Source organism: Martinezella multihospitum (assembly GCF_900094585.1).
GTDB lineage: Bacteria > Pseudomonadota > Alphaproteobacteria > Rhizobiales > Rhizobiaceae > Rhizobium > Rhizobium multihospitium.
The window spans coordinates 141,525-157,652 of the sequence record NZ_FMAG01000009.1 but is presented as its reverse complement, the minus strand read 5'-3'; the positions used below and the strand labels follow the sequence as shown (position 1 = coordinate 157,652).

The 16,128-nt window shown below is 60.5% G+C and carries 14 protein-coding genes; 3 read left to right on the top strand and 11 right to left on the bottom strand.

Going from position 1 to position 16,128, the window contains the following annotated elements; all coding sequences use genetic code 11:
- Nucleotides 1-270: 270 nt before the first annotated feature.
- The 8 genes from GA0061103_RS28970 to GA0061103_RS28935 form a co-directional block, all read right to left on the bottom strand.
- Nucleotides 271-678: a F0F1 ATP synthase subunit epsilon gene (locus GA0061103_RS28970; RefSeq protein WP_075853699.1), complete on the bottom strand. Its 408-nt coding sequence runs from the start codon at nt 676-678 to the stop codon at nt 271-273.
- Nucleotides 679-755: 77 nt separating this feature from the next.
- On the bottom strand, nt 756-2,186 hold the full coding sequence (gene atpD, locus GA0061103_RS28965; RefSeq protein WP_092717526.1) for a F0F1 ATP synthase subunit beta: 1,431 nt from the start codon (nt 2,184-2,186) through the stop codon (nt 756-758).
- A gap of 24 nt (nt 2,187-2,210) precedes the next feature.
- Nucleotides 2,211-3,095, bottom strand: coding sequence for a F0F1 ATP synthase subunit gamma (locus GA0061103_RS28960; RefSeq protein ID WP_092717523.1), 885 nt, complete (start codon nt 3,093-3,095; stop codon nt 2,211-2,213).
- A 29-nt stretch (nt 3,096-3,124) separates the two neighbouring features.
- A complete protein-coding gene (atpA, locus tag GA0061103_RS28955; protein WP_092717520.1) occupies nt 3,125-4,654 on the bottom strand; it encodes a F0F1 ATP synthase subunit alpha in 1,530 nt (509 codons plus the stop codon).
- Nucleotides 4,654-5,220: a F0F1 ATP synthase subunit delta gene (locus tag GA0061103_RS28950; protein WP_092717518.1), complete on the bottom strand. Its 567-nt coding sequence runs from the start codon at nt 5,218-5,220 to the stop codon at nt 4,654-4,656. The genes atpA and GA0061103_RS28950 overlap by 1 nt, the downstream gene beginning before the upstream one ends.
- Before the next feature lie 262 nt (nt 5,221-5,482).
- Nucleotides 5,483-5,866 (bottom strand): AGROH133_08824 family phage infection protein, encoded by a 384-nt coding sequence (locus GA0061103_RS28945; protein ID WP_092717515.1) that lies wholly within the window; start codon nt 5,864-5,866, stop codon nt 5,483-5,485.
- Between the two features lie 110 nt (nt 5,867-5,976).
- Nucleotides 5,977-8,208 carry a primosomal protein N' gene (locus tag GA0061103_RS28940; protein WP_092717511.1) on the bottom strand — a complete coding sequence of 744 codons (2,232 nt, stop codon included), beginning with the start codon at nt 8,206-8,208 and terminating at the stop codon, nt 5,977-5,979.
- Between the two features lie 1,179 nt (nt 8,209-9,387).
- A complete protein-coding gene (locus GA0061103_RS28935) occupies nt 9,388-10,293 on the bottom strand; it encodes a LysR family transcriptional regulator (protein WP_092717508.1) in 906 nt (301 codons plus the stop codon).
- A 160-nt stretch (nt 10,294-10,453) separates the two neighbouring features.
- On the opposite strand from GA0061103_RS28935, the gene GA0061103_RS28930 reads away from it, so the two are divergent.
- Both GA0061103_RS28930 and GA0061103_RS28925 read left to right on the top strand, forming a co-directional pair.
- Complete coding sequence (locus GA0061103_RS28930; protein ID WP_245304896.1) at nt 10,454-10,837, top strand: DoxX family protein; 384 nt, start codon at nt 10,454-10,456, stop codon at nt 10,835-10,837.
- A gap of 45 nt (nt 10,838-10,882) precedes the next feature.
- Nucleotides 10,883-11,755, top strand: coding sequence for an NmrA family NAD(P)-binding protein (locus GA0061103_RS28925; protein ID WP_092717502.1), 873 nt, complete (start codon nt 10,883-10,885; stop codon nt 11,753-11,755).
- A gap of 314 nt (nt 11,756-12,069) precedes the next feature.
- Here GA0061103_RS28925 and GA0061103_RS28920 read toward each other — a convergent pair whose 3' ends face one another.
- The 3 genes from GA0061103_RS28920 to GA0061103_RS28910 form a co-directional block, all read right to left on the bottom strand.
- Nucleotides 12,070-12,768 carry a nucleoside/nucleotide kinase family protein gene (locus GA0061103_RS28920; protein ID WP_092717499.1) on the bottom strand — a complete coding sequence of 233 codons (699 nt, stop codon included), beginning with the start codon at nt 12,766-12,768 and terminating at the stop codon, nt 12,070-12,072.
- 61 nt (nt 12,769-12,829) lie between these two features.
- Nucleotides 12,830-13,966 carry an AAA family ATPase gene (locus tag GA0061103_RS28915; RefSeq protein ID WP_092717496.1) on the bottom strand — a complete coding sequence of 379 codons (1,137 nt, stop codon included), beginning with the start codon at nt 13,964-13,966 and terminating at the stop codon, nt 12,830-12,832.
- A gap of 26 nt (nt 13,967-13,992) precedes the next feature.
- A complete protein-coding gene (locus GA0061103_RS28910) occupies nt 13,993-14,937 on the bottom strand; it encodes a GNAT family N-acetyltransferase (RefSeq protein WP_092717493.1) in 945 nt (314 codons plus the stop codon).
- 247 nt (nt 14,938-15,184) lie between these two features.
- Between GA0061103_RS28910 and GA0061103_RS28905 the strand changes: the two genes are divergently transcribed.
- Nucleotides 15,185-16,120 carry a tyrosine recombinase XerC gene (locus GA0061103_RS28905; RefSeq protein ID WP_092717909.1) on the top strand — a complete coding sequence of 312 codons (936 nt, stop codon included), beginning with the start codon at nt 15,185-15,187 and terminating at the stop codon, nt 16,118-16,120.
- Nucleotides 16,121-16,128 lie beyond the last annotated feature (8 nt).

Sequence of the window (16,128 nt, the reverse complement as noted above, 5' to 3'; positions counted from 1 at the left end):
GCCTCACCTTGAGGCTCTTGCGTACCACGCCATAGGGCTCGCTCCACCTCATGGTGAGGTGCAGCGCCATTAAGCGGAGCGACAACGGTGATGCCTCGAACCACGAGGTGGCCCCGGTTTGCTCCGCATGTTACTCAGCCCTATCATTGCTCCGCCTTCACCCTGAAGTAAGCGGCCGAAGCCGATGGGCAATCGATGGCCCTGGGGCCATCAAACAAAAAAGCGGCCCACAAGGACCGCTTTCATCTCATTCACGACTCTTGGACCACATCAATCCTGCGGGATCGAGCCGCGCAGATGCGAGAGTTCCATGATGAAATGCTCCAGGCGCGACTTGTGCTCGTGATGCTCGGCATCTTCGAGTTCGGCCTTGGCGGCGTTGATGCGGCGGTCCAACTCGTCGCGGCTCATGTCCTCGACCGGAACGGCGGATTCGGCGAGCAGCGTGCAACCGGTCGGCAGGATATCGGCAAAACCGCCGAAAACGACGTAGTCCTGCTTCTTGCCCGAAGCCGAATGCACCTTCACGACACCAGGCTTGATGGTGGTCATGGTCGGCGCATGATGAGCCATGACGGTCATCTCGCCTTCGCTCGCTGGGATGACGACATCGATGACCTGTTCCGACAGCAGCAGGCGCTCCGGAGAAACCAGTTCGAAATTGAAATTGTCAGCCATGGCCCGTCACTTCTCGATTGTCTTATTCGCAAGGCAAGGGCGCGCGGGCAAAGCCGCGCGCCGATGGATTGGCCTGATTAGGCAGCCAGCTTCTTGGCCTTTTCGATCGCTTCGTCGATCGAGCCGACCATGTAGAAGGCAGCTTCCGGCAGATGGTCGTATTCGCCGTTGACGAGACCCTTGAAGCCCTTGATCGTGTCTTCGAGCGCGACGAGCTTGCCCGGCGAACCGGTGAAGACTTCGGCGACGAAGAACGGCTGCGACAAGAAGCGCTCGATCTTGCGGGCGCGGGCAACCGAGAGCTTGTCGTCTTCGGAAAGTTCGTCCATGCCCAGGATGGCGATGATGTCCTGCAGGGCCTTGTAGCGCTGCAGCGTCGACTGAACCTTACGAGCGATTTCGTAATGCTCTTCGCCGACAACCATCGGGTCGAGCATGCGCGAGGTGGAGTCGAGCGGGTCAACGGCCGGGTAGATACCCTTTTCAGCGATCGAGCGCGACAGAACCGTCGTTGCATCCAGGTGGGCGAACGAGGTTGCCGGTGCCGGGTCGGTCAAGTCGTCGGCGGGAACGTAAATGGCCTGAACCGAGGTGATCGAGCCCGTCGTCGTCGTGGTGATGCGTTCCTGCATCTGGCCCATGTCGGTTGCGAGCGTCGGCTGATAGCCCACGGCCGAAGGAATACGACCGAGCAGAGCCGACACTTCCGAACCAGCCTGGGTAAAGCGGAAGATGTTGTCGACGAAGAACAGAACGTCCTGGCCTTCATCGCGGAAGTTTTCAGCAACGGTCAGACCGGTCAGAGCGACGCGAGCGCGGGCGCCCGGCGGTTCGTTCATCTGGCCGTAGACGAGCGCGGCCTTGGAGCCTTCGCCGCCGCCATGCTTGTTGACGCCCGATTCGATCATTTCGTGGTAGAGGTCGTTGCCTTCGCGGGTACGTTCACCCACGCCTGCGAACACCGAGTAACCACCGTGCGCCTTGGCGACGTTGTTGATCAGTTCCATGATGAGAACGGTCTTGCCGACGCCAGCGCCGCCGAACAGGCCGATCTTGCCGCCCTTTGCGTAAGGAGCAAGGAGGTCGACGACCTTGATGCCGGTGACGAGGATCTGCGCTTCCGTGGACTGCTCGACGTAGGATGGAGCATCCTGGTGGATGGCGCGCTTCTTCGAGGTGTTGAGCGGACCTGCTTCGTCGACCGGCTCGCCGATGACGTTCATGATACGGCCCAGCGTCTCATGTCCAACCGGAACCGAGATCGGCGCGCCCGTGTCCTTGACCGGCTGACCGCGAACCAGACCTTCGGTCGAGTCCATGGCGATCGTGCGGACGGAATTTTCGCCGAGGTGCTGTGCGACTTCGAGAACCAGACGATTGCCGTTATTGTCGGTTTCAAGCGCGTTCAGGATCGCCGGGAGTTCGCCGTCGAAAGCAACGTCCACAACGGCGCCGATAACCTGAGTAACCTTACCGACAGAACCTGCGGGGGTAGCTGCGTCAGCCATATTCTTACCCTCTTTTCCCTAACCTCAGAGCGCTTCCGCGCCCGAAATGATTTCAATCAATTCCTTGGTGATCTGTGCCTGGCGCTGACGGTTGTAGTTCAGCGTCAGCTTGTTGATCATCTCACCAGCGTTACGCGTCGCATTGTCCATCGCGCTCATCTTGGCGCCCATCTCGCCGGCGACGTTTTCGAGCAACGCGCGGAAGATCTGGACGGAGATGTTGCGCGGGATAAGGTCCGCGAGGATCGAAGCCGCATCCGGCTCATATTCGTAGACGGCGCCCTTGTGGGCCGCGTCTTCTTCGACGACGGCGGGAGCCGAAGCCGGGATGAGCTGCTGTGCCGTCGGGATCTGGCTGATCACCGACTTGAATTCGGAATAGAACAGCGTGCAGACGTCGAATTCGCCTTCTTCGAACATCTCGATGATGCGCTTGCCGATGGCGTCCGCATTGTCGAAACCGATACGCTTGACGTCGCGCAGTTCCTTGCGCTCGACGATCAACGATGCGTATTCGCGGCGAAGCACGTCATAGCCCTTCTTGCCGACGGTGAAGATCTTCACCGTCTTGCCTTCGGCCAGGAGCTTGCGGGCATGGTCACGGGCGAAACGCGAGATCTGCGAGTTGAAGCCGCCGCACAGGCCGCGTTCCGCCGTGCAGACAACGAGCAGATGCACATCGCTCTTGCCGGTTCCGGTCATCAGCAGCGGCGCGCCGTCAGCATCCGTGACGGCAGCCGAGATGTTGGCCAGAACAGCGGCCATGCGCTGCGAGTAAGGCCGGGCGGCCTCGGCCGCCTCCTGCGCACGCCGAAGCTTCGCCGCGGCGACCATTTTCATCGCCTTGGTGATCTTCTGCGTCGCCTTGACGGAGGCGATCCGGTTTTTCAGATCCTTGAGTGAAGGCATCCTTGGTCCGTCCTAGAGCTTGGGCCCGATTACGAGAAAGACTTGGCAAAGCTGTCGAGAGCAGCCGTGAGCTTGCCCTTCGTCGCGTCGCTGATGGCCTTTTCGGTGCGGATGGTGTCGAGGATGTCCTTGCCTTCCGAGCGGAGGTACGACAGGAAGCCGTGCTCGAACTTGCCGACCTGGTTGACAGGCAGCTTGTCAAGATAGCCGTTGACGCCGGCGAAGATCACCGCAACCTGCTCTTCCGTCTTCAGCGGCGAGAACTGCGGCTGCTTCAGGAGCTCGGTCAGGCGCGAACCGCGGTTCAGCAGGCGCTGCGTTGCGGCATCGAGGTCGGAACCGAACTGGGCGAAGGCGGCCATTTCGCGATACTGGGCGAGTTCGCCCTTGATCGAGCCTGCAACCTGCTTCATCGCCTTGATCTGAGCCGACGAACCGACGCGCGAAACCGACAGACCAACGTTAACGGCCGGACGGATACCCTGATAGAACAGGTCGGTTTCGAGGAAGATCTGGCCGTCGGTGATCGAGATCACGTTGGTCGGAATGAAGGCCGAAACGTCGTTGCCCTGCGTTTCGATGACCGGGAGAGCGGTGAGCGAACCAGCGCCCAGCTCGTCGTTCATCTTTGCGGCGCGCTCGAGGAGGCGCGAGTGCAGGTAGAAGACGTCGCCCGGATAGGCTTCGCGGCCCGGCGGACGGCGCAGCAGCAGCGACATCTGGCGGTAGGCAACGGCCTGCTTGGACAGGTCGTCGTAGCCGATCAGGGCGTGCTGGGCGTTGTCACGGAAATATTCGCCCATGGCGCAGCCGGCAAACGGAGCCAGGAACTGCATCGGAGCCGGATCGGAAGCGGTAGCCGCAACGATGATCGAATACTTCAGCGCGCCGCGCTCTTCGAGCACCTTGACGAACTGGGCGACGGTCGAGCGCTTCTGGCCGACGGCGACGTAGACGCAGTAGAGCTTTTCGCTGTCCGGACCGTTATCCTGAATGGACTTCTGGTTCAGGATCGTGTCGAGGATGATGGCGGTCTTGCCGGTCTGGCGGTCGCCGATGACGAGCTCGCGCTGGCCGCGGCCAACCGGGATCAGAGCATCGATAGCCTTGAGGCCGGTCGACATCGGCTCGTGAACCGACTTGCGCGGAATGATGCCCGGAGCCTTGACGTCGACGCGCGAACGGCGGGTCGCGTTGATCGGGCCCTTGCCGTCGATCGGGTTGCCGAGCGCGTCGACAACGCGGCCGAGCAGTTCCGGACCGACCGGAACGTCAACGATCGCGCCGGTGCGCTTGACGGTGTCGCCTTCCTTGATGTCGCGGTCGGAGCCGAAGATAACCACGCCGACATTGTCGGCTTCGAGGTTCAGCGCCATGCCGCGGATGCCGCCGGGGAATTCGACCATTTCGCCGGCCTGCACATTGTCCAGACCGTAGACGCGGGCGATACCGTCACCGACGGAGAGAACCTGGCCGACTTCGGAGACTTCAGCTTCCTTGCCGAAGTTTTTGATCTGATCTTTCAGAATTGCGGAAATTTCCGCGGCGCGGATATCCATCAGCCGACCTCTTTCAATGCAAGCTTAAGGGTGGAGAGTTTGGTGCGAAGGGACGTATCGATCTGACGCGAACCGACCTTGACGATCAGGCCGCCAAGGATCGACGGATCGACGGTGACTGATATCGCCACGTCCTTGCCGGTGACGCCCTTCAGCGCCGCCTTCAATTCATCTTCCTGCGCGGGGGTGAGCGCATGGGCCGAGGTGACCTCGGCGGAAATCTCGCCGCGCTGCTGGGCGGCGATGATACGGAAAGCCTTGATCATGCCCGGCAGCGCAAACAGGCGCCGGTTGCTGGCCACAAGCTTCAGAAAATTGGTGACATAGGCGCCGAAGCCGGCCTTCTTTGCCAGCGCTTCAATCGCACCGACCTGCTCTTCAGCCGAAAAGACCGGACTGAGGACGAAGCGCTTCAGATCTTCGCTTTCGTCGAGCATGGCTTGGAACCGATCGAGATCGGCGGTCACTGCCGGTACGGCACCCTCTTCAAGGGCCAATTCGAACAGCGACGAGGCATATCGTTCTGCAACGCCAGAAACATGCTGGGATGTGTCTGCCACGGGCACAAAATTCCCTGATTTCAACCCAAGAACCAGACTTCCGGATGACGGAAGCGATATGTCCTTGAATTCGTTTTGATTTCCCCCAGAAATCAGCAGGAGTGCTCTCCCGCCTCATCCGAAATTCGGGGTTCGTCTAACATAGGATATTGAGACTCGCAACACGCGTATTCGACGAATACGCCATTCGGGCGAATTTATGATGTCAAAATTCAAAAAGCATGGGGATAGCGGAGGCAAAAATGGCCGCGCCGAAGCGCTTTTTGGCTCAAAAATAGCCGAGACCATAGAGAAAAGGTAGCGCGGCCAGAATCGCCTGCACAACCAGGAGGAGAAGACTCAAAAATACGCTGCCCCGATCGGACATGAGCGACAGGATGCGACCGAACGCCGCGACGCCAAAGGAGGCGCCGAGCGCGAGATAGATCATCGGCTGCGCCAGCAGGATCGCGACCAGCCCGAAGCCGACCATGAAGCCGCCGGCCGAGCGCGCCTCGGCATAGGCTTCGGATCGCCCCTCCTTCACCTGCAGCTTGAGGAAGCGGTAGGTGTAACCCGGCGCGAACATCAGGAAGAGACCGATCAGCGCCGTGACTGCGGCCGAACAATAGGCAAGCCGCTCGCCGAATTCGGTCGGAAAATAAAGCTCCATCGGTCGCCCCCAAAATCAGCCGCGCGCAAATCAGGTCAAGTGAGACGGCCGACTTATGGCATGATCCGCGTCGCAAGGGGAAGGCGCAGTCAAGATATCTGCAACGTCAATCACAGAAAGCTTTGCGGATCGATATCGAGCTGCACCTGCACGGAGCCGCGCTCCTTCGGCGATTGCGCCAGCATGGCCCGCAGGAAGCCCTGCATGTCGGAATTGCGCCGGCCATGCACGAGCAGGCGGAAGCGATGACGCCCACGTACCAGCGCGATCGGCGCTTCGGCCGGACCCAACACCGAAATGCCCGAAACCTGCGGCGCCGCGTTGCGCATGCCGCGAGCGTGGGTCTCCGCATCCTGCCTGCTGTCGGCGGAGACAATGATCGAGGCGAGCCGGCCGAAGGGCGGCAATATCGCCCTCTCCCGCTCTGAAATCTCGCGCTCGTAAAAGGCACTGGCATCGCCCGAAACGATCGCCTGCATCACCGGATGCTGCGGCTGGTAGGTCTGCAGCAGACCGTGGCTCTTGAGACCGGTTCGCCCGGCGCGTCCCGTCACTTGCGATAGCAGCTGGAACGTCCGCTCGGCCGCACGCGGATCGCCATTCGCCAAACCAAGATCGGCATCGACGATGCCGACCAGCGTCATCAGCGGAAAATTATGACCCTTGGCGACAAGCTGCGTGCCGATGACGATATCCGCTTCGCCCTTGGCGATGGCATCGAGTTCCAGCCGCAGCCGCTTGACGCCGCCCATGATATCGGAGGAGAGCACAATCGTCCGCGCATCAGGAAAATGCCGCTCCACCTCCTCAGCGATGCGCTCGACGCCCGGCCCGCAGGCAACGAGATGGTCGAGCGTGCCGCATTCCGGGCAAGCCTCGGGCGTGCGTTCCGAATAGCCGCATTGATGGCACTGGATCTGGTTGCGAAACCGATGCTCCACAAGCCAGCTCGAACATTGCGGGCACTGGAAGCGGTGGCCACAGACGCGGCAAAGCGTCAGCGGCGCATAGCCGCGCCTGTTGAGGAACAGCAGCGCCTGCTCGCCCTTGGCGACCGTCTTGCCGATGGCGCGGATCATGACCGGCGACAGAAAGCCGCCACGCTCCGGCGCATGCCGGCGCATGTCGATCAGGTGCAGGTCGGGAAGGGCCGCATCGCCGTACCGCGTCGGCAGGTGGATAGTCGTGTAGCGCCCGCTCTGGCCGTTGACCTGGCTTTCGACCGAAGGTGTCGCCGACACCAGCACCACAGGGAAATCGCCGATGCGACCGCGCACCACGGCCATATCCCGCGCATTATAATAGACGCGATCCTCCTGCTTGTAGGCAGGATCATGCTCTTCATCGACGATGATGAGGCCCAGATCCTCGAAAGGCAGGAACAGCGCCGAACGTGCCCCGGCCACGACCCGAACCTCGCCGGTGACCGCCTGCCGCCAGACCTTTTCGCGCATCTTCGGCGCGAGATCGGAATGCCACTCGGCCGGCTTGGCGCCGAAGCGATCCTGAAATCGCTCGAGAAAGCTCGCCGTCAGCGCGATCTCCGGCAAAAGGATCAAGACCTGCTTGCCTCGCCTCAGCGTCTCGGCGATAGCCTCGAAATAAACTTCCGTCTTGCCCGACCCGGTGACGCCGTCGATCAGCGAAACAGCGAATTCGCCCTTGCGCACATCGACGAGAATCTCGTCGGCTGCTTGCCTCTGCGGCCCTTGCAGCCGGGACTCGATGAATTCCGGATCGGGCTTGGCGACGACGGGCGGCGGCGGCAGAAAAATGGTCTCGAAAATGCCCTGCGAGATCAGCCCGTCGACGACGCTGGTGGAAACGCCGGCCGCATGCGCGAGACCAAGCCGCGTCCAGGAAAGCCCGTCGGCGGCAATCTCCATCACCTTGGCGCGCGCCGGAGTCAGCCGCTCCGGCTGGCCGCCGATGAAGCGCAGGCCCTCGACCATCGGCTCGGGATCGAAGGCGGCGGGCGCCCTGAGTGCCATACGCGCCACCAGCCCCGGCGGCGACAGCGTATAGCCGGCAACCCAATCGACGAAATCACGCATATGCTTGCCGAGCGGCGGGCAATCGAACACATGGCTGATCGGCCGAAGCTTCTTCGGATCGACGCCACCGTCATCCTCACCGTCCCAGACGACGCCGATGACCTGCCGCGGCCCGAGCGGCACCTGCACCACCGAACCCGGCTCCACCGCCATGCCCTCGGGCACGGCATAGGAATAAGCCCGCGGCGCCGGCATCGGCACGAGAACGGGCACGGTACGGCTCATCACAGGCTTTGCGGGCGCCGCCTCGAAAAGCGCACCGAACAGATCGGAAGAATCTTTACTCATTGCGCCAGACCATGCCCCGGACGGGCAAAAAAGGAAACCCGGGAGTGGTGTGCGGCGGCTTGCAAAATGGGGATGGCTTCCCGATGCAGTGATTTATCCGGCCGCTATATACAGCAATGCCACCAATAACCATTGTCGGCCTGAAGAGGCCTTCCGGCCCTTTGCGATCACCTGGGTCTGAACACTTTCAATGCAAGCTTCGCCTGTCACTTGGTCGAAGTGGGCGAGGCCTGCATTAAGACCCGTTCAAGCGGGTTCGGGCATTGACCGAGCAATTTACAAATCTATCGCTCACCAGGTGAAACGAGGACCGAAAGAGCCATAGGAACCCGGTGCCGACCCGCTTGGATCTAGCTGATTATCTCGTTGGACTCTCTCTTCCCATCGCCGCCGCTCAGCCGCTTTTTCTTTGGCGTTGGCGGGATCTGTCGATCTACTCGCGGTTACGGGACCAGATCGACCGCCGGTTCCGCCGACCGTCGAGCAGGAAACAAAGAAAATAGCGGGAAAAACAATCAGCGTGCCTAACGCAACTGCCCTCTTGAGGCTGGAATAGATCGGCTGCATCGACATCCCTAATGCTCACTTTGATCTTCTGCAATAAAGAGAGAAGTTATTCGATTTTGCATCGAGTGGAAACTACAGGCTATTCGGATTTCCGTGTGATAGGCAGTAATTCAATGCCTCGGACCCACGCCGCCCTAACCTACGGTTGCCTTTTCATGGGCAAGGCGACAAATCCGTTTTTCCGTATGCAATGACGAGGCCTAAGGCTGCAAAGCACGGAGACGGGCGGTACGGAGCGGCAAGCAACCGAACACATGGCTGATTTGCCGAAGCTTCTCCGGATCGACGCCAGCATAGGCACGAGAACCCTGCGCTCATCACAGGCTTCGCAGGCGCCGCCTCGAAAAGCGCACCAAACAGGTCGAAAGAATCTTTATTCATTGCGCCAGACCATGCACCGGACGGGCAAAAAAGAAACCCGGGAGTGGTAACCGGCGGCTCGCAAAATGCGGATGGCCTGGAGGCTGCAATGAATATCCGGCTGTATTCAGCAGTGTGACCAATGACCGCTATCAGACTAAAGCAGACATTGAAGATGGGATTACGGAAAGACGGCTTCGCGCCCCATCCTCGCCGTTCCCGGGCAAGGTGAGTTGTCCCGAAAGCGGCCATCTATTCCAGATAAGGCGTCAGCACATCTTCGATCCATTTCATGAATGTGCGAACCCGGCGCGACAGATTGCTCCGATGAGCGACGACTAGGGACACGGCGATCGCCCGACGACGGAAATCGGGAAGAACTTCCACCAGCGCTCCACTCTCCAAATATTGGCCAATCCCCAGGAGTGGCGCTTGAACCAGGCCAAGGCCGGCGAGGGCAGCGGCGTCGTAGGTCTGCGCGCTGTTGACGTGTAGCGCACCCGGCAACTGAAGCGTCGCGTAACCGTCGCCGTCAGGATATTCCCATCCATAGGATTTTGCGCCCAGAATCGTCGAAAAATGAATTGTCCGATGTTCCTGACGTTGAAGATCTTCGAGCGATCGGGGGATGCCATGGTGTGCCAGATAGGCGGGGCTGGCAGCATTGGCCATCCGCAACAGGCCCAGTGGGCGGGCAATCAGCGTCTCGTCCCCGATGGGGCCAAGGCGTAATACACAGTCAAACCCTTCTTGAACCAGATCGACTTGGCGATCCGTACTCGACAGCTCCAGCTCCAACTCGGGGTGAACTGCCATGAAATCCGGCAAGGCCGGCACGATCGTTGTGCGTGCCACCTCGGTCGGAAAGTCGACCCGCAAACGCCCGCGAAGTGCCACACGGTCGTCCGCGAACATCGTGTGCAGGTCATCGACTTCAGCAAGCAGATCGCGGGCGCGGGCATGAAATGCACGTCCGTCCTCCGTCAACTGCACACTGCGCGTCGTCCGGTGCAGGAGCCTGACACCGACATCTTCTTCCAGTTTCCGGACCGCCATTGAGGCCCTGCCTTTTTGGATGCCGAGGCTATCGGCTGCGCGGGTGAAGCTGCCCATGTCCGCGACCGTTACGAATATGAGGATGGGTTCGAGATTCTGCATTTTCGTGCCTCAATATTGTTCTTCCTTGAGAGAACAGTGAGTTCCTTTCCTCGATGTTTATCATACCTGACAGACACATTAAGCTCCGAATATTGGGATCCCCCCAATCGGAGAACAACAAGTGTCCGAAATTGTGAACCTAAACCAGGTGCCTGGAATCATGACCTCGCATCGCGCCCTATGGGTCGGCCGTATGATGAGTGCGATTGTCGTTATCGCCCTGGTGGCAGATGGCGTCATTCAGCTTTTCGCGCCGGCACAGGTTGCGAGCATGTTGCAGGAAACCGGATTCGCGATGGACCTGACCCATGTCGTGGGTCCGATCATACTCGCCTGCGCCATCCTTTACGCCATTCCGACTACCGCCGTTCTCGGCGCAATCCTGGTGACGGGATTTTTGGGAGGTGCCATTTGCGCCCATGTTCGCATCGGTGAGTTCGGGTCGCCGCCGGAACTGATTTCCCTGCTTCTGGGCGCAATGACATGGGGCGGCCTCTATCTGCGCGATCCCCAAATCCGGGCCATTTTGCCGCTCATCCGTTGAACGAACAGGGGCATTGTTCTGTCCTTAAAAATCAGGAGAAAACGCATGTTTTTAGTCATGGGAATTACCGGAAAAGTCGGTGGTGCAACGGCGCGGCATCTCCTGGCGCAAGGCAAGAAGGTGCGCGCGCTCGTCCGTAATCGCGAAAAGGCGTCAAGCTGGGCGAACCGGGGTGTCGAATTGCTGGAAGGCGATTGGAATGAGACGGCCGCCATCGAGCAGGCGCTCAAAGGCGTCGAAGGAGCGTTCGTCATGCTGCCGACTGTCTGGATGCCCTCGGAAGACTACACGGAAGCCAGAGGCATGATCGCGAACTATGTCGAGGCGCTCACCAAGGCAGCGCCATCGCGGGTAGTTGCACTTTCGTCGATGGGTGCGGACAAGACCAACGGGCTTGGGATGATCACTGGCCTGTCGCTTCTGGAGCAAGGGTTTCGCAACCTGATGTCGCCAACCGCATTTGTGCGCGCAGGTGGATTTTTCGAAAACTTCCTCTACGGCTTGCAGGTCGCTCAGGGCGGAATTTTGCCAGTCTACTACAATCCGACAAACCGGCAATCGACCATGGTCGCAACGAACGACATCGGCGCTGAGGTCGCAACCCTTCTGACCGGGCCGGCCTGGTCAGGGCGGCGCGTCGTCGAGCTTGGTTCGATGGTCAGCGCGGACGAAGTCGCCGTGCAATTGGGTGAAGTCCTGAAGCTCGACGTAAAAGCCTTTGCAATCCCGCGTGCAGGTTGGGCGGAAGCATTCGAGCAACTCGGTATCCCCAAGGGCCACACCGGACCTGCCGAAGAAATGTATGAGGCTGTGAATGCGGGCTGGATGGACCTCGGAGCCGAGGGTACGGAACACGTATCGGCTACGACATCCGCACGCGAAGTCTTCGAGGCTGCACAGAACACCTACAAGGCGTAATTCCCGTACGGACCAGACACGACGGAAACTTACCCGCTTCTGCGTCGGACGCGTGCTGGGAAGCATTCAACAGCTCAAGTCAACACGAGGCGCGTCTACTCTCGCTCGATCTTCTGAATCTCAGAATAGCGGATTTTTTGTCTTAGGAAACGTCCGCTATTCGCATCTTTTCATTTCATAGCGGTCCGATTGTTCTCGGCTCCAAGTCGGTCATCTATCGTAGGCAAGCCGATGTCCGCTGACGCATACCTGCCATAAATACCCTCTTCACCGTTAGTGCCACCTGGCATCAAATTCCGTGACCATCGGAGCCTTCACAACACCCCAGACAACCTCCCGGCCTCGCGTACCCGAAGAATCGGCCAGTCGAAATCGTCATTGTTGATAACCGCATCTGCAACGAGCGCAGGCGCAGCCAGACTTTCATAGAGCGCAAAGGCCGGCCGATATCGATCGGCATAGAGCTGGCGGGTCGTCTCCGTTCCGCCCAGAAGCTTCGTGTCGCGCGCAATGCCGCGCTGCTCGGAGACGTGCTCGGAGGTTTCGACGAAGATGGCGAGGTCCCAGCCCTCGCGCAATTCCGGCCTCTGCAGAAACGTGCCGTCGACGATGAGGATTGCATCGGCTGGCGCGAATTGCGGAGCCTGCTCGATCGGCACGTCATTGTGCAGATCGAAGGAGGCCGTGCGATACCATTGATCGCCGCCCGGCCCCAAAGGCTTGAGAAGGAGTGCGTTGATGGCGGGAAGATCGCGCGCATCGTGGTAATAGCCTTCGGGAGAGTGCCGCCCGCGCGCATAGCGCTCCACCTTCGGCCGATGAAAACCATCGATCGAGGTGCGGATGATCTCCCGTCCGCTGGTCTTGAGACACTCGGCCAGTTCGTTCGCCAGCGTGGTCTTGCCCGAAGCCGTGCGGCCGTCGATCGCAACACGGATCGGCCGCGCGGAGTTGAGCTTCGCGATCATGGCAGCGAGGTCGTTCAGCAGCGCGGTTCTGTTCACAGAGGTCATTTCAAAATTCCTTTTGGGATAATTCCATGCCGTCAATATTGAGAGCGCCGCGACACGGCGGCTAATCCTCGTCCTCATCGATTTCGCCGGTCAGCCGCATGCCGTCGATCCAGGTGGAACCATCTTTGCGGATCACGCGGCGCGGCTTGGCGCCGCAGCGTTCGCGCACAGCCTCGGCCAGACGTTCGGAGTGGGTCACGATCCAGATCTGGCTGGTCTTCGCGGCCGCGGCAATCATGTCGGCAAGCGGCACCAGCATGTCGGGATGCAGGCTCGCCTCCGGCTCGTTGAGCGCGATCAGCGGCGGCAGGCGATAGGACATCAAGGCGGCGGCAAGACCAAGAAACCGGATCTGGCCATCCGAAAGCTCGCGCGGCTGAAAGACACGGTTGGGAAACTCGGGCAGTATCAGGCCGAAATCCGCAGTTTCCTGTGGCTCCGGCACCAGGAGCCGGGCGCCGCCGAGCGCTGCGGCAAGAACCTGGTCCAATTCGACGGTATCTTCGCGCGTATGGACGAGGGTTGCGAAAACGGCGGCAATATTGGCGCCATCCTCATCCAGCATCGGCGACGTCACGGCAAGGCAGGGCGCACGCAGCGGCGAGCCACGATCGGTGCGGAAGCCATGGTAGAATCGCCAGGCATCGACGGCGCGCCGGAACGTGCCGATCTCCGGAAAATAGCCGGCATCGCCCAATAGCGCGACCGCGGTTTCGGAGGTCAGGGCGTTTTCGGGATAGGCCTGCATACGGCCGCTTTCGCCGCGCACGGAAATGCCCGGGCCATCGCGCTTCATCATCGTCACCGGCCGCCGCCCCGTCTCGACGGAAAGCTCCTCGGCCTTGACTTGCGGCTCCAGTGGAAATCCGGCGGATGCCACGGGCGGCCGCATGCCCGCTTCGATCCAGTAGCGGAAGGTCGCCGCCCGCTCCATATCGAGCAGCTCGACATCGAAGCGGATACGGGCCGATTCATGCGACCGCCGCTTGCCCGACCACATGGCCGAGAACATGCCGCCTTCGCTTGATATCTCGTGCGCCAGCCTACCGCGGACCGCCGCCTGCACGAGCTGCAGGGAGCGATAGAGATTGGACTTGCCGACGCCGTTCTCGCCGATGAACAGATTGACATCGGAAAGATCCATGCGAATCGAGCGCAGGGAGCGATAATTGCGGGCAAACATGGAGCGTAGCTGCATGCCACGCGGTTTAGCCGATTCCCATATTAAAGAGAATGCGAAACCAAGGTCTCATCCTGGTTCGGAGGGACGAGCGGCGCGAAGGTTGCATTGCCGTCGGCCGCAAGATCGACGACCGTGTGTCTTTCCAGCGCCTTCGTCACCTCGTTGACGTCGCCATCCAGATGCTCGACCGGAATGAGATTGCCGACGAGGAAATCGAACCGGTCGCCGCGCTTGTTGAGCAGCTCGTGGAAGACGGTCATGTCGCGTAGCTCGGTCGACCATTTGGCGAACCAGTAGAACAGGCCGGAATTGCGCGCCGTCAAGTGTACGGGCAGGATCGGCAGATTGTATTTGCGTGCCAGACCCACCGCCGATGTCTTCCACGGCCGCTCGTTGAGCTTGCCATTCGCCCAGTAGGCGATGCGGCCGGACGGGAAGAGCACCGTGACCTTGCCCTCCGCCACGGCGCGGTTGGTGAGCTGCAACGTCTCGCGCGTCTTCGGCTTGCTTTTATATTCCTCGCGCCATTCGACCGGGATGATCATCTCCGCAAAGCGCGGGTTGACGCGCACCGCATCCCGATTGGCAAAGATCATCATGTCGGGCCGGCGCGACTTCAAGAGATCGAAGACGGCGACGCCATCGGCAATGCCTGTGGGGTGATTGCTGACGAGAATGAAGCCGCCGGAAGCCGGAATACGATCGGCATGGGTGACGCCGATATCGAGCCGCAGCAGATCGCTCATATATTCGAAGCACTGGAAGCCGGAGAGCTTGGCGACATCATCGGCGAACTCGATCGCCTTGTTGTAGCGCAGCAGCGTGTAGAGAAACGGGCGCATGAGCGGCCAGAGCGGATTGCGCACGATCTTCTGCCCGCGCTCGGCGATCAGGGTATCGACAATATGTCCGGGCTGGCCCTGAGACACCAAAGCGATCGCTTCTGCAAGTTGTCCCAGTGCAGTTATCGAGCCGCGGCGCGCCATGAAGTGTCCTGAATGGTTGGGATATATTCTATCGCAATCGAATATGATCGAAGCATGACAAGCGCCTCGCATATGGAAGGCGAACCATCCGAGATCCGGAATCGACCCATATGCAGTTTCATTGAAGTCCGGCCACTCCCCACAGCACGAAAGGAAAACGCACCGGAAGCAGCGGGAAAGTTAGCGATTCCATAACCTTCCTTCCTTCAAAGTGGCAGAAGGAATCCGAATTTCAAGGGGTTTTCCACTGAACGAATTGTTGATCATCGCCGACTCCAGGTTGATGGCGGAGCGCAGCCGCTGGCTCGACGCGCTTGGCCGGGAGCGGCGGCTCGCCGCCCATACGCTGAATGCCTATGAGCGCGATACGCGGCAATTCCTAACCTTCCTCACCGGCCATCTCGGCGGTCCGGCGACGATCGAAGATATTCATGCGCTCCGCTCCGCCGACTTTCGCGCTTTTCTGGCCGCGCGCCGCAAGGATGGTGCCGGTGCGCGTTCGCTCGGGCGCAATCTTGCCGGCCTTCGTTCGCTGTTGCGCTATCTCGAAAAGAAGGGCCTGGTGAATGCCGCGGGTGCCGCCGCGGTGCGCTCGCCGAAACAACCGAAATCGCTGCCGAAGCCCCTTTCTGACAAGCAGGCGATCACCGTCGTCAGTGACGAGGCGCAACTGCACGAGGAGCCGTGGATCGCCGCACGCGATGCGGCGGTGCTGACCCTGCTCTACGGCTGCGGCTTGCGCATTTCCGAGGCGCTGGACCTGAAGCCGCAGGATTTTCCATCAGGAGCGACATCGTTGCGCATCACCGGCAAGGGCAACAAGACCCGGCTGGTACCGTTGCTGCCGATCGTCATCGAAGCAGTCGATCAGTATCGCAAGCTCTGCCCTTATCACCTCGAAGCCGGTGACGCCCTCTTTCGCGGCGCGCGCGGCGGCAGGCTGCAGCCGGGCATCATCCAGCACGGCATGCAGAAATTGCGCGGCGCGTTCGGGCTGCCGGATACGGCAACACCGCACGCGCTCCGTCATTCCTTTGCCACCCATCTCCTGGCTGGCGGCGGTGACCTCAGAACCATCCAGGAACTGCTCGGCCACGCCAGCCTCTCGACGACACAGGTCTATACCGGCGTCGACTCCTCGCGCCTGCTCGAGGTTTACGACCGTGCCCACCCACGCGCATAAGAAAAGAT